The sequence below is a fragment of the Pseudomonas sp. W17 genome, from assembly GCF_040268305.1.
GTDB classification, from domain to species: Bacteria; Pseudomonadota; Gammaproteobacteria; order Pseudomonadales; family Pseudomonadaceae; genus Aquipseudomonas; species Aquipseudomonas protegens.
Genome location: NZ_CP158490.1, coordinates 5,534,887 through 5,555,838 on the forward strand (window position 1 = coordinate 5,534,887; position 20,952 = coordinate 5,555,838).

Annotated in this window: 17 protein-coding genes; 15 read left to right on the forward strand and 2 right to left on the reverse strand. The window is 63.3% G+C overall.

The features are described from left to right. Window positions 1–212 precede the first annotated feature (212 nt). From gap to ABCR88_RS25365, 9 genes are all read left to right on the forward strand, one after another. Window positions 213–1,217 (forward strand): type I glyceraldehyde-3-phosphate dehydrogenase, encoded by a 1,005-nt coding sequence (gene gap / locus ABCR88_RS25325; protein WP_350403657.1) that lies wholly within the window; start codon window positions 213–215, stop codon window positions 1,215–1,217. 15 nt (window positions 1,218–1,232) lie between these two features. Beyond that, window positions 1,233–1,697, forward strand: coding sequence for a methylglyoxal synthase (locus tag ABCR88_RS25330; protein ID WP_011062878.1), 465 nt, complete (start codon window positions 1,233–1,235; stop codon window positions 1,695–1,697). A gap of 73 nt (window positions 1,698–1,770) precedes the next feature. Next, the gene (locus ABCR88_RS25335; protein WP_232641800.1) at window positions 1,771–2,289 is read left to right on the forward strand and encodes a sigma-70 family RNA polymerase sigma factor; all 519 of its coding nucleotides are present in this window, start codon (window positions 1,771–1,773) and stop codon (window positions 2,287–2,289) included. Window positions 2,290–2,402: 113 nt separating this feature from the next. Further along, window positions 2,403–3,371: a FecR domain-containing protein gene (locus ABCR88_RS25340; RefSeq protein WP_350023122.1), complete on the forward strand. Its 969-nt coding sequence runs from the start codon at window positions 2,403–2,405 to the stop codon at window positions 3,369–3,371. A gap of 121 nt (window positions 3,372–3,492) precedes the next feature. Continuing rightward, window positions 3,493–6,111 carry a TonB-dependent receptor gene (locus ABCR88_RS25345; RefSeq protein ID WP_072442706.1) on the forward strand — a complete coding sequence of 873 codons (2,619 nt, stop codon included), beginning with the start codon at window positions 3,493–3,495 and terminating at the stop codon, window positions 6,109–6,111. Between the two features lie 112 nt (window positions 6,112–6,223). Continuing rightward, window positions 6,224–6,832 (forward strand): biliverdin-producing heme oxygenase, encoded by a 609-nt coding sequence (locus ABCR88_RS25350; protein WP_011062882.1) that lies wholly within the window; start codon window positions 6,224–6,226, stop codon window positions 6,830–6,832. Window positions 6,833–6,949: 117 nt separating this feature from the next. Continuing rightward, a complete protein-coding gene (locus ABCR88_RS25355) occupies window positions 6,950–7,351 on the forward strand; it encodes a YbaN family protein (protein WP_053153419.1) in 402 nt (133 codons plus the stop codon). Between the two features lie 187 nt (window positions 7,352–7,538). Next, a complete protein-coding gene (locus ABCR88_RS25360) occupies window positions 7,539–9,683 on the forward strand; it encodes a methyl-accepting chemotaxis protein (protein WP_011062884.1) in 2,145 nt (714 codons plus the stop codon). A gap of 98 nt (window positions 9,684–9,781) precedes the next feature. After that, entirely contained in the window at window positions 9,782–11,137 is a 1,356-nt protein-coding gene (locus tag ABCR88_RS25365) for a CoA transferase (RefSeq protein WP_350403658.1), read from the forward strand. A gap of 44 nt (window positions 11,138–11,181) precedes the next feature. On the opposite strand, the gene ABCR88_RS25370 is transcribed toward ABCR88_RS25365, so the two are convergent. Together ABCR88_RS25370 and arcD (ABCR88_RS25375) are read right to left on the reverse strand one after the other, a co-directional pair. Further along, window positions 11,182–12,051 (reverse strand): DNA-3-methyladenine glycosylase, encoded by an 870-nt coding sequence (locus tag ABCR88_RS25370; RefSeq protein ID WP_350023125.1) that lies wholly within the window; start codon window positions 12,049–12,051, stop codon window positions 11,182–11,184. Then, window positions 12,048–13,475 (reverse strand): arginine-ornithine antiporter, encoded by a 1,428-nt coding sequence (gene arcD, locus ABCR88_RS25375; RefSeq protein ID WP_011062887.1) that lies wholly within the window; start codon window positions 13,473–13,475, stop codon window positions 12,048–12,050. Before arcD (ABCR88_RS25375) ends, ABCR88_RS25370 begins: the two co-directional genes overlap by 4 nt. A 453-nt stretch (window positions 13,476–13,928) precedes the next feature. Here arcD (ABCR88_RS25375) and arcD (ABCR88_RS25380) point away from each other — a divergent pair, with 453 nt between their 5' ends. The 6 genes from arcD (ABCR88_RS25380) to ABCR88_RS25405 all read left to right on the forward strand — a co-directional run bounded on the left by arcD (ABCR88_RS25380) (window position 13,929) and on the right by ABCR88_RS25405 (window position 20,859). After that, window positions 13,929–15,356: an arginine-ornithine antiporter gene (gene arcD, locus ABCR88_RS25380; protein ID WP_232641806.1), complete on the forward strand. Its 1,428-nt coding sequence runs from the start codon at window positions 13,929–13,931 to the stop codon at window positions 15,354–15,356. Window positions 15,357–15,401: 45 nt separating this feature from the next. Continuing rightward, a complete protein-coding gene (arcA, locus tag ABCR88_RS25385) occupies window positions 15,402–16,658 on the forward strand; it encodes an arginine deiminase (protein ID WP_011062889.1) in 1,257 nt (418 codons plus the stop codon). Between the two features lie 83 nt (window positions 16,659–16,741). After that, window positions 16,742–17,752: an ornithine carbamoyltransferase gene (locus ABCR88_RS25390; protein ID WP_350023126.1), complete on the forward strand. Its 1,011-nt coding sequence runs from the start codon at window positions 16,742–16,744 to the stop codon at window positions 17,750–17,752. Between the two features lie 62 nt (window positions 17,753–17,814). Beyond that, on the forward strand, window positions 17,815–18,744 hold the full coding sequence (gene arcC, locus ABCR88_RS25395) for a carbamate kinase (protein WP_011062891.1): 930 nt from the start codon (window positions 17,815–17,817) through the stop codon (window positions 18,742–18,744). 72 nt (window positions 18,745–18,816) lie between these two features. Beyond that, the gene (locus tag ABCR88_RS25400; RefSeq protein WP_011062892.1) at window positions 18,817–19,176 is read left to right on the forward strand and encodes a DUF5064 family protein; all 360 of its coding nucleotides are present in this window, start codon (window positions 18,817–18,819) and stop codon (window positions 19,174–19,176) included. 174 nt (window positions 19,177–19,350) lie between these two features. Continuing rightward, window positions 19,351–20,859, forward strand: coding sequence for a sigma-54-dependent transcriptional regulator (locus tag ABCR88_RS25405; RefSeq protein WP_011062893.1), 1,509 nt, complete (start codon window positions 19,351–19,353; stop codon window positions 20,857–20,859). The last annotated feature ends 93 nt before the right edge of the window (window positions 20,860–20,952 follow it).

Below are 20,952 nucleotides of genomic sequence, written 5' to 3' on the forward strand. Positions count from 1 at the left end.
CAGGCTAACGGATGTGGCGACCTGTTTGTCTATGCTGATCAGACGCGCCACCGCTCAGGGACAGCGGAGGATGTTTCTGACCATTTGGACCAGTTGATTCAGGTCACTCGTTGTAGATAAGACAAAATATTGCCACTAAAAAGGCTTGTTTTCTATTTCTATGCGAATAATCTTGTAATTCCAACAACAAATTCAACGACAGGCGTTTGCACATGACTCTTCGAATCGCAATCAATGGTTTTGGCCGTATCGGCCGTAACGTCCTGCGCGCACTTTATACCCAAGGCTATCGCCAGGATCTGCAGATCGTCGCTATCAACGATCTCGGAGACAGCGCTATCAATGCCCACCTGCTGAAATACGACACCGTGCACGGTACTTTCGACGCCCAAGTCGAACACGATCAGGAAAGCCTCACCGTGAATGGCGACCGGATTGCCGTCAGCGCCATCCGCAACCCGGCCGAACTGCCCTGGGCCGCGGAGAAGATCGACGTAGTGTTCGAATGCACCGGCCTGTTCACCGACCGCGCCAAGGCTGCCGCCCATCTGACCGCCGGTGCCCGCAAGGTCATCATCTCGGCCCCGGCCAAGGGCGCCGACGCCACCGTGGTCTACGGGGTCAACCACGACATCCTGCGCCAGTCGCACCAGATCATCTCCAACGCCTCGTGCACCACCAACTGCCTGGCGCCAGTGGCCCAGGTACTGCACCGCGAGCTGGGCATCGACAACGGCCTGATGACCACCATCCACGCCTACACCAACGACCAGAACCTCACCGACGTCTACCACAGCGACCCCTATCGCGCCCGTTCGGCCACCCAGAACATGATCCCGAGCAAGACCGGCGCTGCCGAAGCGGTGGGTCTGGTGCTGCCGGAGCTGGCTGGCAAGCTGACCGGCATGGCCGTGCGAGTACCGGTGATCAACGTGTCCCTGGTGGACCTGACGGTGACCCTCAAGCGCGACACCACCGCCGAAGAGGTCAATGCCTTGCTCACGAGCGCCAGCCAGCACTCGACGATCCTCGGCTACAACACCCTGCCGCTGGTCTCCAGCGACTTCAACCACAATCCGCTGTCGTCGATCTTCGACGCCAACCACACCAAGGTCAGCGGTGGCCGGTTGCTCAAGGTGCTGGCCTGGTACGACAACGAGTGGGGTTTCTCCAACCGCATGCTGGATAACTGCCTGGCCCTGTGCAACGCGGAATAAAACGGATATTCGTCGATGATCGGTATCAGTTTCACCCACAAGACCATGGCCGCGCGCAAGCGCATCGCCCTGGTCGCCCATGACCACTGCAAGGCGTTCCTGCTGGAGTGGGCCGGGCGGCAGAAGGCGCGCCTGGCCGAGCACGAGCTGGTTGCCACCGGTACCACCGGCCTGTTGCTGAGCAAGCACCTGGGGCTGCCGGTGGAAAGCATGATCAGCGGCCCCCTGGGCGGCGATCAGCAACTGGGGGCGCAGATTGCCGAGCAACGGGTCGACCTGCTGGTGTTCTTCTGGGACCCCTTCGAACCCCAGCCCCATGATCCGGACATCAAGGCCCTGTTGCGGGTAGCGGCGGTATGGAACATTCCGGTGGCCTGCAACGAGTGCAGCGCCGACTACCTGCTCAGCAGCCCGCTGATGAACCAGGCCCATGAGCACCGGATTCCCGACTATCAGGCCTACCTGGCCGGCCGAGGATAATTCACGCAAGGCTTGACCATTGACGTAGATGACAATCATTATCATCTGCTGAAAAAATGGATCAGGCCTTGCTGTGAGTCAATCGCACTTCAACCACGTCTTCCTCACCCAACGCATTTCTCTGCTGCGAACGCTGGAGCGGATGGTCAACAACCACAGCACCGCCGAAGACCTGCTGCAGGAAACCTACCTGCGCGTGACCCGGGCCCTGAGCGAGCGGCCGATCACGCACCTTGAACCCTTTGTCTTCCAGACCGCGCGCAACCTCGCCCTGGATCACCTGCGAGCCCGGCGCATCCAGGGCCGCACCCTGCTCGAAGACGTACCGCCGGAGGTGGTGGAGAATGTCGCCGCGCCCGTCAGCAGTGCCGAAGACGCGGCCCACGCCGAGCAGATGCTGGAACGCCTGAACCTCAGCCTCGGCCAGCTCAGCCCGCGCCAGCAGCAGATCTTCATCCTCAGCCGCCTGCACGGCCGCAGTTACCAGGAGATCGCCGACGAGCTCGGGGTTTCACTGAGCACGGTGCAAAAGGAATTGAAACTGATCATGGCCATCTGCATCGGCGTCGCCGAACGTCTCGACGGCCAGTGAGTCTCAACCGCTGAGCAGAATGACTGCGGCAGCCCCGAGCCTTTGTTAACCTTGGCCGGCTTTCGCTCTCTCTTGAAAAAACAGCCGCGCACAGACGCAGCCGAGGAACACCCGTGACGGATTTTCACAGCGCCGAGCCGCCCACCCCTGCCGGCCCGCACTCAAGCACCCTGGCCATGGATCAGGCACTGGATTGGCTGATCGAGCTGGAACATCCGAACGAGGAACAAGTGCGCCAGTTTCATCAGTGGCTGGCGGCTTCACCGCTCAACGCCCAGGCCTTCGAAAAGGCCCAGGCGATCTGGAATGGCCCGCAAGTGGCGCAATGCGCCCTGGCCCTGGCAGCGCCACCGAAAGTCTCGCGCCTGGCGCGCCTGCGCCCCCACTGGAAACCCCTGGCCACCGCCGCGGTGCTGCTGCTCGGATTATTCAGCTTCAGCAACCTGCCGCTGCGCCTGCAGGCTGACCACCTGACCCAGGTCGGCGAGCGCCAGCGCCTGCAGCTCGAAGACGGTTCCAAGGTGCTGCTCAACACCAACTCGGCCTTTTCCAGCGACATCAACGATCACCAGCGCGTGGCCCGGCTGTACCAGGGCGAAGCCTTCTTCGAGATCCCCGGCAATCGCGGCCTGCCCCTGGAACTGGACGCCGGCCCGGTCAGGGCCAGCGTGCGCGACACCACCTTTGCCGTGCGCTACCTGGACGGCGTGGCACAAGTCCAGGTGCAGCGCGGTGACATCGACCTGCGCGCCACCCACGCCGACCAGCGCCTGCGCCTGCGCGCCGGGGAAAGCGTGCGGGTCGGGCCCCAGGGCTTCGATCAGCCGGCCAGGCTCGACGCCGACAAGGAGCTGGCCTGGGTCCAGGGCCGCCTGGTGTTCGAGAACTGCCCCCTGAGCCAGGTCCTGGCCGAACTGCGGCGCTACTACCCGGGCTGGATCGTCAACAACAACGAACACCTGGCAAAGGTCGCGGTAACCGGCAACTACCGCCTGGATCAGCCTCTGGACGTGGTGCGCTCCCTGGCCCACATCACCTCGGCACGGCTTTCCGAGTTCCCGGCACTAGTGATTCTCAACTGAGAACAATTATTTTTACGCGATCTCTACGGGTCGTACGTCTCGTTATAGCCAATGCAACTGATTCGCATTTTGAATGCTTATCTGCACCTATAAAAGTTTCGTGCGACCCGGAGCGCTTTCGATGTCCCCTCGCCTCAACAGCCGATCCCCTGTTCCCTGTGCCCGCCTGCAAAACTGCACCCTGTCGCTGCTGACCGCAGCCATCCTGCTGGCCGGCGCCCACGCTGCCCCCGTGATGGCCGCCGATGCCCCGGCATCCTCCAGCCAGCGCATGGGCAACTACAACTTCGCTATCGCCCAGCAGCCGCTGGTATCGGCGCTCAACGCCTTTACTGCGGTCACCGGCTGGCAAGTGGGCCTGCCGGCGGAGCTGGGCAGCGGGGTGTCCTCCCCGGGCGTGCGCGGTTCGCTGCCACCGGAAAAGGCCCTGGATCGGCTGCTCAGCGGCACCAACCTGAGCTACCGCAAGCTGGGCAACAACAACATCGTTCTGGAAAAGCGCAGCGCAGCCAATGTGGTGAACCTGCAGCAGGTGACCATCAGCGCCACCCGTCAGGAGCAGGACATCAACTCGGTGCCCAGCACCGTGAGCGTGCACACCCGGGAAGAACTCGACCGCCAGAACGTCAACACAATCAAGGAACTGGTGCGCTATGAACCCGGAGTTTCGGTAGGCGGTGCAGGCCAGCGTGCCGGTATCAGCGGCTACAACATCCGTGGTATCGACAGCGACCGGATCCTCACCCAGGTGGACGGCGTGGAAGTGCCGGATCATTTCTTCAGCGGCCCTTATGCCAAGACCAACCGTAACTACGTCGACCCGGAAATCGTCAAGCGCGTGGAAATCCTGCGCGGTCCTGCCTCGGTGCTCTACGGCAGCAGCGCCATCGGTGGCGCCGTCAGTTACTACACTCTGGACGCCGACGACATCATCAAGCCCGGCGAGGATTTTGGCGCGCGCCTGAAGACCGGCTACAGCTCGGCGGACGAAAGCTGGCTGAAATCCGGCACCTTCGCCGGGCGGGTCGGCGAATTCGACGGTCTGTTGCACCTGAGCCAGCGTGACGGCCACGAGACCGAGTCCTATGGCAGCAACAACGGCACCGGCCTGAACCGCACTGCCGCCAACCCGGAAGACGCCCGGACCACCAACGTACTGGCCAAGCTCGGCTGGAACTATGCGGACGACGCACGCCTGGGCCTGACCTACGAAAAGTACAAGGACGACCGCGACACCAACCAGAAAAGTGCGGTGGGCGGCCTGTTCCTCAATGGCGTTGGCCAGAACTGGTATCGCTCGCGCGTCGGCAACGACACCATCACCCGCGAACGCTTCGGCCTGGAAAACAGCTTTGCCCTGGAGTCGCCGATCGCCGACCAGATCAAGTGGAGCCTGAACTACCAGATCGCCAAGACCGACCAGACCACCTCCGAGCGCTACAACCCGGTGTCGATCTTCAGCCCGGTGGCGCGTGACGTGCAGCGTGAGCGGAAAACCCTGTACCAGGAAAAACAATGGGTGTTCGACGCTCAGTTGGACAAGGCCTTCGCCCTGGGTGAAACCGATCACCAGTTGACCTACGGCACCACTCTCAAGCAGCAGAAGGTCACAGGCTCGCGCTATGGCACCGCCAGCTGCCTGGCCGTCGGTGCCGGCTGTACCGCGGTTGGCGCGCCGAGCCCTTCCGCCGGTGACAGCGTGAAGAAGTCCAGCGACTTCCCGGACCCGACCATCAACACCTACAGCCTGTTCGTCCAGGACCAGATCAGCTGGAACGCCTGGACCTTCACTCCGGGCCTGCGCTACGACTACACCCAGCTCAAGCCCAAGCTGACCCAGGAGTTTCTCAACGTTGCCAACTCAACGGGCGCCTTCCCGGTCAGCGACGATGAAAAGACCTGGCACCGCGTATCGCCCAAGTTCGGCCTGACGTACGCCTTTGACGAGCATTACACCGGTTACGGCCAGTACTCCGAAGGCTTCCGTACTCCCTCGGCCAAGGCGCTCTACGGCCGCTTCGAAAACCTCGCGGGCGGCTATGTAGTGGAGCCCAACTCCAACCTCAAGCCGGAAACGAGCAAGAGCTACGAAACCGGCCTGCGTGGCAACTTCGACGCGGGCTCCTTCGACGTCTCGGTGTTCTACAACCAGTACCGCGACTTCATCAACGAAGACGCCATTACTGCCGGGGCACTGTTGTCGGTCATCCAGAGCAACAACATCAAGCACGCCACCATCAAGGGCGCGGAAGCCAAGGGCCGCCTCAACCTCGACGCCTTCGGTGCTCCACAAGGGCTGTATAGCATCGGCTCGGTGGCCTACGCATACGGTCGCAACAACGACAACGGCGAACCGATCAACAGCGTCAACCCGCTCAAAGGCGTGTTCGGCCTGGGCTATGACCAGGACAACTACGGCGCCCTGCTGAGCTGGACCCTGGTCAAGCGCAAGGACCGGGTCGACGACAGTACCTTCAAGGCTCCGGACGGGCGCGTTACCAGCAGCCAGTTCAAATCCCCGGGCTTCGGCATTCTCGACCTCAGCGGTTTCTACAAGGTCACCGATGACCTGACCGTGAACGCCGGCCTGTACAACCTGACCGACAAGAAATACTGGAACTGGGACGACGTGCGCGGCTACGACAGCGTCGGTGAAGCCGGCCAGACCGCACCCGCCAACCTCGACCGCCTGACCCAGCCAGGCCGCAACTTCTCGGTCAACCTGGTGTGGGATATCTGACGCCTGGACACCTCACTGCCCTTTTTCATCCAGGGCAGTGAGGATTTTTTACTGTGTCGCGTCTTCTTGTTCGTCTAGTCACTAAGTGCCTCTCATTCTCAAGGACATCTGCATGACCTCCCAGGATTCCTCCCAGCGTCACCACCTGCGCTCCCAACGCCTGAACCAGATCACCCACGAGCCGCATTCCAAGCTCGACGCCCTGGTCAAGGCCCATGCGCCCTTCGAAACCCAGGGTGCATTCGCCCGTTTCGTGGTGGCCCAGTACCTGTTCCAGTCGGAACTGGTGGACCTGTACAACGATGCCGAACTGAACAAGATCGTCCCGGACCTGGCCGAGCGCTGCCGCGCCGAAGCTGCCAAGGCTGACCTGGCCGACCTGGAAACCGAGGTTCCTGCACCAGTGGCCGGTGCCGTCAGCAACCCGAGCCAGGCCGAAGCCCTGGGCTGGATCTTCGTCTCCGAGGGTTCCAAGCTGGGTGCCGCGTTCCTGATCAAGCGCGCCGTGGGCCTGGGCCTGAGCGAAACCTTCGGTGCCCGTCACCTGGGCGAACCGGCCGGTGGCCGCGCCGAAGGCTGGAAAACCTTCACCCGCATCCTCGACGGCCTGGAGTTCACCGCCGAAGAAGAAGCCGCGGCGGAAAAAGGTGCCCTGGATGCCTTCAACCGCTTCACCGTGCTGCTGGAACAGGCTTACTCCGGCGCCGCACAACCGGCCTGACCCGCGTAGTTGCGGGCAGGTGGCGCGCCAAGGCGTGCCCCTGCCCGCAGCGGTATTTTGTCGGCCGGCGGCATTCGCGGATTGAGCCGTACGACGCGTTACCTCATCATCGAAACCATGACCCCCACTCGCCCCTCCTCGTCGAAGATTTCCCGCCTGCTGTTTGGCGCGCTGGCCTATGTCAGCCTGGCCATCGGCCTGATCGCCATCGTCGTACCCGGCCTGCCGACCACCGAGTTCATCCTGCTGGCTGCCTGGGCCGCCACCAAGAGCTCGCCACGGCTAAGCGCCTGGATGGAGAACCATCGCCTGTTCGGGCCTATCCTCTGCAACTGGCGCAACGGCCGGATCGTCAGCCGCAAGGCCAAGATCAGCGCCACGGTCAGCATGCTGCTGTGTGCCGGGCTGATGCTGACCCTGCTCAACCATCACTGGACGATGTATGCCGCCATTGCCGGCATGACCCTGGGCAACCTGTGGATCTGGTCACGCCCCGAAGCCCTGCCGCAGGCCTCCTGACCTGCGCCCGCTGGCAGCTATGCCCTTGCCCCTGAGGCCATATATGTCAAGGACATGACCGTTCGTCGGCAGCCCCTCACGCAAAGGCCGCCCGAGCCGATGTTCCGGGCATAGCGCTGAATGGACTTGGCGACCGGAGTCATCCGATTCCGTGCTTTCCATCCGTCCTTTCGCGAGATCGCCCCCCATGTTCGACTCTCTCTCCATTCGCCTGAAAATAGTGCTGTTGTCCGGACTGTGCCTGTTGGGCGTAGTGGCGCTGATCGTCGGCATGAACCTGTACCAGAGCCAGCAGAACAACCAACTGGTCAACACCTCCAGTACGCGGATGCTCACCGCCGGGGTCGAAGAGTTGCTGCAGGCAAAGGCCGCCGACCAGGCAGTACGGGTGCAGAAGACCTTCGGTGAAAGCAACCTGGTGATCACCGCCCTGGCGGACCAGGTACGCGACCTGCGTGACATGGCGAGCAAGCGCGGCCTGGAAGCTGCGGCACTGCGCGAAGAGCTCAACCACAGCCTGAAGACCGCCTTCGAGCGCAATCCCAAAGTGCTCGGCATCTGGCTGGCCTACGAACCCAACGCCCTGGATGGCAAGGACAGCGAATTTCTCAATGACGCAGCCCGTGCTTCCAACGAACGCGGGCGCTTCGCCACCTACTGGAGCCGATCCGGGGGCCAGCAGTTGAACACCGTGATGGTGGAAGACGACCTGACCAAGACCACCCTCAACCTCAGCGGCACCCCCTATAACGTCTGGTACACCTGCCCCCGCGACAGCCGCCGTACTTGCCTGCTGGACCCCTACGCCGACACCATCGGCGAGGACAAGAAACAGGTGCTGATGACCACCATCTCCCAGCCCTTGCTGGTGGACGGCAAGGTCATCGGGGTGATTGGCGTCGACATCGCCCTGGACTCCCTGCAGGCCGCGGCCGGCGAATCCCAGCGCTTTCTGTTCAACGGTGCCGGGCACATGATGATCGTCGCCGGCAGCGGCTTGCTGGCGGCCGTGGGCGCCGACGCCAGCCAGGTCGGCAAGAACATCAACGAAACCCTAGGCGCCCAGGGCAAGGACATCCTCGCGCTGCTCGCCGGCAACCAGAACAAGGTCCTGCAACAGGGCGAACTGATCCGCGCGGTCTACCCCTTCAGCCCGATTGCCGATGCCAAGCCCTGGGGCGTCACCATCGACCTGCCGCAACAAGTGCTGCTGGCAGACTCGGTAAAACTGCAAGGCCTGCTGGATGAGGCCCAGACCAGCGGCACGGTGAAAACCGTACTGGTGGCCGTCGGCGCCGGCCTGCTGGGCCTGCTGCTGATTTGGCTCAGCGCCTCGGGCGTGACCCGCCCGATCAACAGCGTGGCGCAGATGCTCAAGGCCATCGCCAGCGGCGACGGCGACCTGACCCAGCGCCTGGACTACAGCAAGAAAGACGAACTCGGCGAACTGGTGGGCTGGTTCAACCGCTTCCTCGACAAGCTGCAACCGACCATCGCCCAGATCAAGCAGAGCATCACCGAAGCCCGGGGCACCGCCGACCAGTCTTCGGAAATCGCCCGCCAGACCAGTGAAGGCATGCAGGTGCAGTTCCGCGAAATCGACCAGGTGGCCACCGCCTCCAACGAAATGAGCGCCACTGCCCACGATGTTGCCAACAGTGCCTCCAATGCCGCCCAGGCCGCCCGTGGCGCAGACCAATCGGCCAAGGAAGGCATGACCATCATCGAGCGCAGCACCCGGGACATCAGCCTGCTGGCCGACGAGGTGAGCAAGGCGGTGGGGGAAGTCGAAGCCCTGGCTGTGAGCAGCGAACAGATAGGGTCGGTGCTGGAAGTGATCCGCAGTATTGCCGAGCAGACCAACCTGCTGGCCCTCAACGCCGCCATCGAAGCGGCCCGCGCCGGGGAAAGCGGCCGCGGTTTCGCCGTGGTGGCCGATGAAGTGCGCAACCTGGCCAAGCGCACCCAGGACTCGGTGGAGGAAATCCGCGTGGTGATCGAACGCATCCAGAGCGGCACCCGGGATGTGGTGACCACCATGCACGCCAGCCAGAGCCAGGCGCAGAACAATGCCGGGCAGATCCAGCAGGCAGTCCAGGCCCTGGGCAAGATCAGCGACGCGGTCACTGTGATCAGCGACATGAACCTGCAGATCGCCAGCGCTGCCGAGCAGCAGAGCGCGGTGGCCGAAGAAGTCAACCGCAACGTCTCGGCGATTCGCACCGTGACCGAAACCCTCACCGAACAGGCCAGTGAGTCGGCCCAGGTCAGCAGCCAGCTCAATGCCCTGGCCACCCAGCAAATGAAACTCATGGACCAGTTCCGCGTGTAAGCGCTGCTCCGGCGCCAGCCGCGGCCGATGACCAGGGGTGATCGACAGCCGCGGCAGTTTCAGGGTGCAATGCCCTCCCCTGATCCGCGGAGTGGGCCATGACCGAGTTACCCGCATCCATCCAGGCTGCGCTGGGCCTGGCGTCATCAAGCATCCGGCAAACCGGCCAGGGCGCCCTGCCCTCGGCCTTCGCCGTGACCGACCTGGCCAGCGCCAGCATTGCCGCTGCCGGGCAGGCAGTCGCTGAACTCCTGTACAGCCAGACCGGACGCCTGCCAGAGGTCAGCGTCGACCGGCGCCTGGCCTCGTTCTGGTTCGCCAGCTCGATCCGCCCGCAGGGCTGGAGCCTGCCATCCCCCTGGGACCCGATTGCCGGCGACTACGCCAGCCGCGACGGCTGGATTCGCCTGCACACCAACGCACCTCACCACCGGGCCGCCGCCGAACGGGTACTGGGAGCGGTGACCGAACGCTCGGCCATGGCCGCCCAGGTGGCCACCTGGAACGCCCTGGAACTGGAGCAGGCGATAGTCGACCAGGGCGGTTGTGCCGCGCAGATGCGCAGCTGGGCGCAGTGGCAGGCCCACCCCCAGGGCCAGGCGGTAAACAGCGAACCCCTGGTGCACTGGCTGCCCCAGGCCGATCAGCGGCACAAGGCCTGGAGCGGTCGCGTCGACCGGCCCCTGGCCGGGCTCAAGGTACTGGACCTGACCCGGGTCCTGGCTGGCCCGGTGGCCAGCCGCCTGCTGGCGGGGCTGGGCGCCGAGGTGTTGCGCATCGATCCGCCACACTGGAACGAGCCGGCCCTGGAGCCGGATGTGACCCTGGGCAAACGCTGCGCGCGCCTCGATCTGCACGACCTTGAGCAGCGTGCCCTGTTCGAAGGCCTGCTGGCGCAGGCCGACCTGCTTCTGCATGGCTACCGCGCCGATGCCCTGGAACACCTGGGTTATGACGCCCAGGCACGCCAGAAAATCGCTCCGGGGCTGATCGAAGTCAGCCTCAATGCCTACGGCTGGAGCGGCCCCTGGCGCAACCGCCGGGGCTTCGACAGCCTGGTGCAGATGAGCTGCGGCATCGCCGAAGCCGGCATGGCCTGGAAAGCCGCGGACAGGCCTGTGCCACTGCCGGTCCAGGCCCTGGATCACGCCACCGGTTACCTGATGGCAGCCAGCGCCCTGCGGGCACTGACCCGGTCCCTGAGCGGCGAGCAGGGCGCATCGGCGCGCCTGTCCCTGGCCCGTACCGCCCAGTTACTGGTTGATCATTCCCCGTCAGCAACCGCCGAAACTCCACTGCGCGCCGAAGATCACGAGGATCAGGGGCGGGTGCTGGAACAGACCCCTTGGGGGCCGGCGCGGCGCCTGCGGGTGCCGTTGCACATCAATGGAACGCCGGTGCAGTGGAGTTGCCCGGCCACCGCCCTGGGCGCCCATCGCCCCAGATGGTGGTGAAGGCCCTGGCTGGCAGTTGATCCCGTAGGAACCGGCGGACCGATTCAGCCCATGGCCGCCCACAAATGCTGCGCCGCATAACCGCGCCACGGCCGCCAGGCCTCGGCCCGGGCCAGCAGTTGGCGGGCATTGGGCCGCAGCCCCTGCAGACGTGCCACAGCGTTGAACAGGCCTACGTCCGCCGCCGGAAAGGCATCGCTCTCGCGCAACTGGCGCAGGGCGATATATTGCGCGGTCCAATCGCCGATTCCCGGCAATTGCAACAGGCGCTCCACCCCCTGTTGCAGGCTGGCCCTGGGTTCGAACAGGAGTGGATCGTCGAGCAAGGCCTGGGCCACGGCAGACAGCGTGCGTGCCCGGCTGCGGGGCATTCCCAGGTCGGCCAGGTTGGCAGTGGACAGCACCTGGGGAGTGGGAAACAGGTGGGTCAAACCGGGCCACTGCGGGTCGGGACTGGCCAGCAACCGGCCATGCACCGCCACCAGCTTGCCCGCCAGGCGGATCGCGCCCTGCACGGTGATCTGCTGGCCCAGCACGGCGCGAATGGCCAGCTCGAAACCGTCCCAGGCCCCGGGTACTCGCAGGCCCGGGCGTGCCGCCAGCAACGGTGCGAGCAGCGGATCACGGGCCAGATGGCGGTTGATCAGGGGCAGGTCCGCGTCCAGATCGAATTGCCGGCGCAAGCGCGCCAGCACCTGGGGCAGCACGGCCTGCTCGGCCCCCTGCAACTGCACCTGCAAATGGCCTGCAGGCCCCGGGCAGACACTCAAGATGCCTTGCCCGCCCACCAGCGCGAAGGTGCGGGCATAAGTATCGCCCTGCACCAACTCCAGGCCTTCGATGGCGCGGGCCCTGAGAAAGCCCAGCATCGCCGGCCAGTCGTAGGCGCCCTGGTAGGGCAGGTGATGAATCACAGCGCCAGCAGACCGCTGTACAAGCCATAGGCCGCCAATGAGGCGCCGATGACCACGGCCGCGAAGATCAGTTTTTCCAGCGGGGTGAACAACGGCTCGCCCTGCTCATGCTTGGCCTTGGCGAACAGGATCACCCCCGGCGCATACAACAAGGCCGACAGCAGCAGGTACTTCAAGCCGCCGGCGTACAGCAGCCAGATGGCGTAGCTCAGGGCCACGGTGGCGATGAACAGGTCCTTCTTGCGTTCCCGGGAGGCCTGCTCGTAGGTTTCCCCGCGACCGCTGAGCAGCACCGCATAGGCCGCCGACCACAGGTAGGGCACCAGGATCATCGACGACGCCAGGTAGATCAGGCTGGTGTAGGTGCCGGCGGAGAACAGGGTGATCAGCAGAAAGATCTGGATCATCACGTTGGTCAGCCACAAGGCATTGACCGGCACATGGTTGGCGTTTTCCTTCTTCAGGAAAGCCGGCATGGTCCGGTCCCGGGCGGTGGCGTAGAGGATCTCGGCGCACAGCAAGGCCCAGGACAGCAAGGCCCCCAGCAGGGAAACCGCCAGGCCGATGCTGATCAGCAAGGCGCCCCAGGGGCCGACGATATGCTCCAGCACTGCCGCCAGGGAAGGGTTCTGCAATTGCGCCAGCTCCGGCTGGCTCATGATCCCCAACGACAGCACGTTGACCAGTACCAGCAGCGCCAGCACCCCGAGAAAACCGATCACCGTGGCCCGCCCGACATCGGCGCGCTTCTGCGCCCGGGCCGAATACACGCTGGCGCCCTCGATACCGATGAACACGAACACCGTCACCAGCATCATGTTGCGCACCTGGTCCATCACCCCGCCGAAGTTCGGGTTGCTGCGGCCCCAGATATCCCGGGTGAAGATATCCGCCTTGAATGCCACGGCAGCGATGACGATGAACATCACCAGCGGCACGATCTTCGCCACCGTGGTCAGCTGGTTGATGAACGCCGCCTCCTTGATCCCCCGCAACACCAGGAAATGCACGGCCCACAGCAGGACCGAGGCACAGCCGATGGCCACCGGGGTATTGCCCTGGCCGAACACCGGAAAGAAATAGCCCAGGGTGCTGAACAGCAGGACGAAGTAGCCGACGTTGCCCAGCCAGGCACTGATCCAGTAACCCCAGGCGGAAGAGAAGCCCATGTAGTCGCCGAACCCGGCCTTGGCATAGGCGTAGACCCCGGAATCGAGCTCCGGCTTGCGGTTGGCCAGGGTCTGGAAGACGAAGGCCAGGGTCAGCATCCCCACCGCGGTGATGGCCCAGCCGATCAGCACCGCTCCGGCATCGGCCCGGGCCGCCATATTCTGCGGCAGCGAGAAGATCCCGCCGCCAATCATGGAACCCACCACCAGGGCGATCAATGCACCGAGTTGCAGCTTCTGCGCCGGTTGTGACATCCCTACCTCTGCTTCAGTGAGTCGATCTGGCGATTAAAGCTACACGCTATTAAATAACTTCTACAAATTTGCGTCTAACAGTAACAGTCAATTATTTATCCTTTAAGCAACGGGCCTCTGTACACCCCGTAGAAGGCCCTGAATAACCGACTGTTTTGTTATGTATATGCACTAAGTGCCATCACTACCAAGTGATTAATCAATGCCGCTGAAAGATTTGCACATTCCCCAAAAGGGTCTAGTTTCAAACGTCGTCGGCAATGAGAACCGCTACTGATAAGGAGATCGAAACCTGTCTGGAATGGCCCTCTCCGGACAGCATTCTACCCCCCGCAACAAATCTTAAGTCATTCATTCACAACGGAATGCAGTAATGAACTGATCTGAGTCAGCTGTTCGGATTGCAAGCAGATTTACTCTGACGTCTCTCTTCTCCTGCATTGGAGTCATGCAATGTCTGAATCCCCCGGTAAACTAAGACTGGGCGCCTTAGTCGCCCTGGTAGTGGGTTCCATGATTGGCGGCGGGATCTTCTCCTTACCGCAAAACATGGCCGCCAGCGCCGATGTTGGTGCTGTTCTTATTGGTTGGGCAATTACCGCTGTCGGCATGTTGACCCTGGCCTTCGTCTTCCAAACTCTAGCCAATCGCAAACCTGACCTGGATGGCGGCGTCTACGCCTACGCCAAGGCCGGGTTCGGTGACTACATGGGCTTTTCATCGGCCTGGGGTTACTGGATCAGCGCCTGGCTGGGCAACGTCGGCTACTTCGTCCTGCTGTTCAGCACCCTGGGCTATTTCTTCCCGATCTTCGGCGAGGGCAACACCCCCGCGGCCGTGATCGGCGCCTCTGTTTTGCTCTGGGCCGTGCACTTCCTGGTGCTGCGCGGCATCAAGGAGGCGGCCTTCATCAACCTGGTGACCACGGTTGCCAAGGTGGTGCCGCTGCTGCTGTTCGTGCTGATCGCCCTGTTCGCCTTCAAGCTGGATATCTTCACCGCCGACATCTGGGGCGTGAAGAATCCGGACCTGGGCAGCGTGATGAACCAGGTGCGCAACATGATGCTGGTCACCGTGTGGGTGTTCATCGGCATCGAGGGCGCGAGCATCTTCTCGTCCCGGGCGGAGAAACGCTCGGATGTGGGCAAGGCCACCGTCATCGGCTTCATCACCGTGCTGCTGTTCCTGGTGCTGGTGAACGTGCTGTCCCTGGGGATCATGACCCAGCCGGAACTGGCCAAGCTGCAGAACCCGTCCATGGCGGCAGTGCTGGAGCATGTGGTGGGCCACTGGGGCGCGGTACTGATCAGCGTCGGCCTGATCATCTCGCTGCTGGGGGCGCTGCTGTCCTGGGTGCTGCTGTGCGCGGAAATCATGTTTTCCGCCGCCAAGGACCACACCATGCCGGAGTTCCTGCGCCGCGAGAACGCCAACCACGTACCAGCCAACGCCCTGTGGCTGACCAATGCCATGGTGCAGATCTTCCTGGTCATCACCCTGTTCTCGGCCAGTACCTACCTGTCGCTGATCTACCTCGCCACCTCGATGATCCTGGTGCCCTACCTGTGGTCGGCGGCCTACGCAGTACTGCTGGCGGTGCGCGGCGAAAGCTATGAACAGGCCCTGGCCGAACGCAAGAAGGACCTGGTCATCGGCAGCATCGCCCTGCTCTATGCGATCTGGCTGCTGTATGCCGGCGGGGTCAAGTACCTGCTGCTCTCGGCCCTGCTCTACGCCCCCGGCGTGGTGCTGTTCGCCAAGGCCAAGATGGAACTGCACAAACCGATTTTCACCAACGTAGAGAAGCTGATTTTTGCCGCAGTGGTCATAGGCGCCCTGGTGGCGGCCTACGGACTCTACGACGGCTTCCTGACCCTATAGCTCTAGCAACACCCCCGATTGTTTTGTCTCTGGAGGATCACAGTAATGACCACGGAAAAAGTTAAGTACGGCGTACATTCCGAAGCCGGCAAACTGCGCAAAGTCATGGTTTGTTCCCCAGGCCTGGCCCATCAGCGGCTGACCCCGAACAACTGCGATGAACTGCTGTTCGATGATGTGCTGTGGGTGGCCCAGGCCAAACGCGACCACTTCGACTTCGTCACCAAGATGCGTGAGCGGGATATCGATGTGCTGGAAATGCACAACCTGCTGACCGATATTGTCGCCATGCCCGAAGCCCTGGACTGGATTCTGGAACGCAAGATCACCGCCAACCAGGTCGGCCTGGGCCTGGTCAACGAAGTCGGTTCGTGGCTGCGCAGCCTGGAGCCGCGCAAGGTCGCCGAGTACCTGATCGGCGGTGTATCGGCCGATGACCTGCCCACCAGCTTCGGTGGCAAGACCATCGAGATGTTCCGCGACTTCCTCGGCCACTCCAGCTTCATCCTGCCGCCGCTGCCCAACACCCAGTTCACCCGCGACACCACCTGCTGGATCTACGGCGGCGTGACCCTGAACCCGATGTACTGGCCGGCGCGACGTCAGGAAACCCTGTTGACCACCGCCATCTACAAGTTCCACCCCGAGTTCACCAACGCCGACTTCCAGATCTGGTACGGCGACCCGGACCAGGAACACGGCAACGCCACCTTGGAAGGCGGCGACGTGATGCCGATCGGCAACGGCGTGGTCCTGATCGGCATGGGCGAGCGCTCCTCGCGTCAGGCCATCGGCCAACTGGCGCTGAACCTGTTCAAGCACAAGGCCGTGGAGCGCGTGATCGTCGCCGGCCTGCCGAAATCCCGCGCGGCGATGCACCTGGACACCGTGTTCAGCTTCTGCGACCGCGACCTGGTCACGGTCTTCCCGGAAGTGGTGAGCCAGATCGTCGCCTTCAGCCTGCGCCCTGATGAAAGCAAGCCCGGCGGCATCGATGTGCGTCGCGAAGAGACCAGCTTCCTCGACACCGTGGCCAAGGCCCTGAACCTCAAGGCCCTGCGCGTGGTGGAAACTGGTGGCAACGCCTTCGCCGCCGAGCGCGAGCAATGGGACGACGGCAACAACGTGGTGGCCGTGGAGCCCGGCGTGGTCATCGGCTACGACCGCAACACCTACACCAACACCCTGCTGCGCAAGGCCGGGGTCGAGGTCATCACCATCAGCGCCGGCGAACTGGGCCGGGGCCGTGGCGGCGGCCACTGCATGACCTGCCCGATCATCCGCGACCCGATCGACTACTAAGCGCCCTATCCGACATAACAGCTTGCCGTTGCCCCCACAAAGGGCCTCGGCAAGTGGACGACCGAAATCAAAGGAGATCCATCATGGCTTTCAACATCCACAACCGTAACCTGCTGAGCCTGGAACACCACACCCCACGTGAGCTGCGCTACCTGCTGGACCTGTCCCGCGACCTCAAGCGCGCCAAGTACACCGGCACCGAGCAGCAGCACCTCAAGGGCAACAACATCGCCCTGATCTTCGAAAAGACCTCGACCCGTACCCGTTGCGCCTTCGAAGTGGCGGCCTATGACCAGGGCGCCAACGTCACCTACATCGACCCCAACTCCTCGCAGATCGGCCACAAGGAAAGCATGAAGGACACCGCCCGAGTGCTGGGGCGCATGTACGACGCCATCGAGTACCGCGGCTTCAAGCAGGAAATCGTCGAAGAACTGGCGAAATTCGCCGGGGTTCCGGTGTTCAACGGCCTGACCGATGAATACCACCCGACCCAGATGATCGCCGACGTGCTGACCATGCGTGAGCACGCCGACAAGCCGATCCACGAGATCAGCTACGCCTACCTGGGCGATGCGCGCAACAACATGGGCAACTCGCTGCTGCTGGTGGGCGCCAAGCTCGGCATGGACGTGCGCATCTGCGCGCCCAAGGCCCTGTGGCCCCATGACGACCTGGTGCAGCGCTGCAAGCAATACGCAGAGGAAAGCGGTGCCCGCCTCACCCTCACCGAGGATCCGAAAGCCGCGGTCAAGGGCGTGGACTTCATTCACACCGACGTCTGGGTCTCCATGGGCGAACCGGTGGAAGCCTGGGCCGAGCGTATCGAGCAACTGCTGCCCTACCAGGTCAACGCCCAGCTGATGAAAGCCACCGGCAACCCACGGACCAAGTTCATGCACTGCCTGCCGGCTTTCCACAACAGCGATACCAAGGTCGGCAAGCAGATCGCCGAGCAGTATCCGCACCTGGCCAACGGCATTGAAGTGACCGACGACGTGTTCGAGTCGCCCGCCTGCATCGCCTTCGAGCAAGCGGAAAACCGCATGCACACCATCAAGGCGATCCTGGTTTCGACCCTGGCCGACCTGTAATCCCCCTCCAGCACCGGCGCTGCCCAGGCGGCGCCGGCACCGGACTCTAGAAGGACTGCATTATGCGTATCGTCGTTGCACTGGGCGGTAACGCCCTGCTCCGCCGTGGTGAACCCATGACCGCGGACAACCAACGCGCCAACATCCGCATCGCCACCGAACAGATCGCCAAGATCCACCCCGGCAACCAACTGGTGATTGCCCACGGCAATGGCCCGCAGGTCGGCCTGCTGTCGTTGCAAGCAGCGGCCTACACCCAGGTTTCGCCCTACCCGCTGGACGTACTCGGCGCCGAGACCGAAGGCATGATCGGCTACATCATCGAACAGGAACTGGGCAACCTGCTGGACTTCGAGGTGCCGTTCGCCACCTTGCTGACCCAGGTGGAAGTGGACGCCAAGGACCCGGCATTCAAGAACCCGACCAAGCCCATCGGCCCGGTCTACAGCAAGGAAGAAGCCGAGAAGCTGGCCAAGGAAAAAGGCTGGGCCATCGCCCCGGATGGCGACAAGTACCGCCGGGTAGTGGCCAGCCCGAAACCCAAGCGCATTTTCGAGATCCGTCCGATCAAGTGGCTGCTGGAAAAAAGCAGCATCGTGATCTGCGCCGGCGGTGGCGGCATCCCCACCATGTACGGCGAGGATGGCAAGCTCAAGGGCATCGAGGCCGTGATCGACAAGGACCTGTGCTCGGCGCTGCTGGCCGAGCAACTGGAAGCCGACCTGCTGGTGATCGCCACCGACGTCAACGCGGCATTCATCGACTTCGGCAAACCGACCCAGAAGGCCATCGGCCAGGCCCACCCGGACGAAATCGAGAAGCTGGGCTTTGCCGCCGGCTCCATGGGGCCGAAGGTCCAGGCTGCCTGCGAATTTGCCCGGCACACTGGCAAAACCGCAGTGATCGGTTCACTCTCGGACATCGAAGCGATCGTCCAGGGCAAGGCCGGCACCCGCATCAGCACCGCGCAACCTGGCATCAGTTACCTGTAAGACGCTTGTAGTGAAAACTCTGGGCAGGCCCGGCGCCTGCCCTCATTTCAAAGCCCTGGAGGAGAGAAGCCTATGGCCATGTTTGAGCCCGGTCACCTGCATATCGAGCGCCATGCGCTGAACAAGGACGACTTCAGCTACAACCTGTGCATTGACTACGAAGTGGCCCACGACCCCAAGGAGGGCAAGGGCATGCTGTTCACCCTGCACGGCACCATCGAAGACAAGTCCCTGAAGGAGCAGTTCTTCCTGGCCAAGGACCTGGCTTTCGACTTCGCCCGCCACGCCACTCGCCTCGCCCAGCAGCACGGCCTGCCCAAGAGCGCCAGCATTGCCTCAATGCACAAGTACTACGACGAAATGTTCGAGGACGTACGCAAGCAACTGGACGTCAAGCCCGGCGACCCGGTGAAACCCGAGCACCTTGCATAACCCCCGATCCCCTACTGGGGCCGATTTGCCGGCGAACTGACCACGGCCCTGCATCACTGCCCGGCCCGCCTTCGCCGGCTAGCCGGCTCTTGCGGCATGCGTGACGATTTCGACTAAGCCCCTGCCCCAAGGCATACTGGCCACCCTCCGCTTTGCAGAACCGTCAGTCACCCCATGCGTATCCACGTCAGCTTCATCGACCGCGTCGGCATCACCCAGGAAGTCCTGGCCCTGTTGGGCGGGCGCAACCTCAACCTGGATGCGGTGGAAATGGTGCCGCCCAACGTCTATATCGATGCCCCGACCTTGAGCCCCCAGGTGCTGGAAGAACTGCGCGATGCGCTGTTCAACGTACGAGGCGTGCAGGCGGTGACGGTGGTGGACATCCTTCCCGGGCAACGCCGGCACCTGCAACTGGACGCCCTGCTGGCGGCCATGACCGATCCGGTGCTGGCCCTGGACAGTGCCGGCAAAGTGCTGCTGGCCAACCCGGCGCTGATCGCCCTGTATGGTCGCGAACCGGCCGGGGAAAGCGTCGCCGAGCTGTTTGCCGACCCCGCACTGCTGGAGGCCCTGCTGGAAAACGGCTTTCGCCTGCCGCTGCGGGAAATCACCGTCAATGGCCAGACCCTGCTGCTGGACGCCACTCCCATTACCGACGCCGGTGCCCTGCTGACCCTGTACCCGCCCAACCGCATCGGTGAACGGCTCTCGGCCCTGCATCACGACCACGCCGAAGGCTTCGATGCCCTGCTCGGCGAATCACCGGCGATCCGCACCCTCAAGGCACGGGCGCAGCGGGTTGCAGCGCTGGACGCACCACTATTGATCCAGGGTGAAACCGGCACCGGCAAGGAACTGGTGGCCCGCGCCTGCCACGCCATCAGCGCCCGCCACGGCGCGCCGTTCCTGGCCCTGAACTGCGCGGCACTGCCGGAAAACCTGGCCGAGAGCGAGCTGTTCGGCTATGCCCCCGGCGCCTTTACCGGCGCCCAGCGCGGCGGCAAGCCGGGGCTGATGGAGCTGGCCAACCAGGGCACGGTGTTCCTCGATGAAATCGGCGAGATGTCGCCCTACCTGCAGGCCAAGCTCCTGCGCTTTCTCAATGACGGCAGCTTTCGCCGGGTCGGTGGCGATCGCGAGATCAAGGTCAACGTGCGCATCCTCAGCGCCACCCATCGTGACCTGGAGAAAATGGTCAACGAAGGCACCTTCCGCGAAGACCTGTTCTATCGCCTCAACGTGCTGAACGTGGAAGTGCCACCGCTGCGCGAACGCGGCCAGGACATCCTGCTGCTGGCCCGCTACTTCATGCAGCAGGCCTGCGCGCAGATCCAGCGGCCGGTGTGCCGGCTGACACCGGGGACCTACCCGGCGCTGCTGGGCAACCGCTGGCCGGGCAACGTGCGGCAATTGCAGAACGTGATCTTCCGTGCGGCGGCGATCTGCGAGAGCAACCTGGTGGACATCGGTGACCTGGACATTGCCGGCACCTCGGTCGCCCGCCAGAACGATGCTGAAGTGGCCAGCCTGGAACAGGCCGTGGAAGCCTTCGAGAAGGAGCTGCTGGAAAACCTCTACGTCAGTTACCCCTCGACCCGGCAACTGGCAAACCGCTTGCAGACCTCCCATACCGCGATTGCCCACCGCCTGCGCAAATACGGCATTCCCAGCAAGGCCTGAGCTTGCGCCTGCCGCTCTGAAAGCGACCTCCATCTGTACTGAAAGCGCTACAGTGGAACGATTTCGCTACAAAGCCTTGCAATCGCAGCCGTG

Coding starts and splice junctions, on each gene's coding strand:
- gap (WP_350403657.1), top strand. CDS start 213: ATGACTCTTCGAATCGCAATCAATGGTTTTGGCCGTATCGGCCGTAAC.
- ABCR88_RS25330 (WP_011062878.1), top strand. CDS start 1,233: ATGATCGGTATCAGTTTCACCCACAAGACCATGGCCGCGCGCAAGCGC.
- ABCR88_RS25345 (WP_072442706.1), top strand. CDS start 3,493: ATGTCCCCTCGCCTCAACAGCCGATCCCCTGTTCCCTGTGCCCGCCTG.
- ABCR88_RS25350 (WP_011062882.1), top strand. CDS start 6,224: ATGACCTCCCAGGATTCCTCCCAGCGTCACCACCTGCGCTCCCAACGC.
- ABCR88_RS25355 (WP_053153419.1), top strand. CDS start 6,950: ATGACCCCCACTCGCCCCTCCTCGTCGAAGATTTCCCGCCTGCTGTTT.
- ABCR88_RS25360 (WP_011062884.1), top strand. CDS start 7,539: ATGTTCGACTCTCTCTCCATTCGCCTGAAAATAGTGCTGTTGTCCGGA.
- ABCR88_RS25365 (WP_350403658.1), top strand. CDS start 9,782: ATGACCGAGTTACCCGCATCCATCCAGGCTGCGCTGGGCCTGGCGTCA.
- arcD (WP_011062887.1), bottom strand. CDS start 13,475: ATGTCACAACCGGCGCAGAAGCTGCAACTCGGTGCATTGATCGCCCTG.
- arcD (WP_232641806.1), top strand. CDS start 13,929: ATGTCTGAATCCCCCGGTAAACTAAGACTGGGCGCCTTAGTCGCCCTG.
- arcA (WP_011062889.1), top strand. CDS start 15,402: ATGACCACGGAAAAAGTTAAGTACGGCGTACATTCCGAAGCCGGCAAA.
- ABCR88_RS25390 (WP_350023126.1), top strand. CDS start 16,742: ATGGCTTTCAACATCCACAACCGTAACCTGCTGAGCCTGGAACACCAC.
- arcC (WP_011062891.1), top strand. CDS start 17,815: ATGCGTATCGTCGTTGCACTGGGCGGTAACGCCCTGCTCCGCCGTGGT.
- ABCR88_RS25400 (WP_011062892.1), top strand. CDS start 18,817: ATGGCCATGTTTGAGCCCGGTCACCTGCATATCGAGCGCCATGCGCTG.
- ABCR88_RS25405 (WP_011062893.1), top strand. CDS start 19,351: ATGCGTATCCACGTCAGCTTCATCGACCGCGTCGGCATCACCCAGGAA.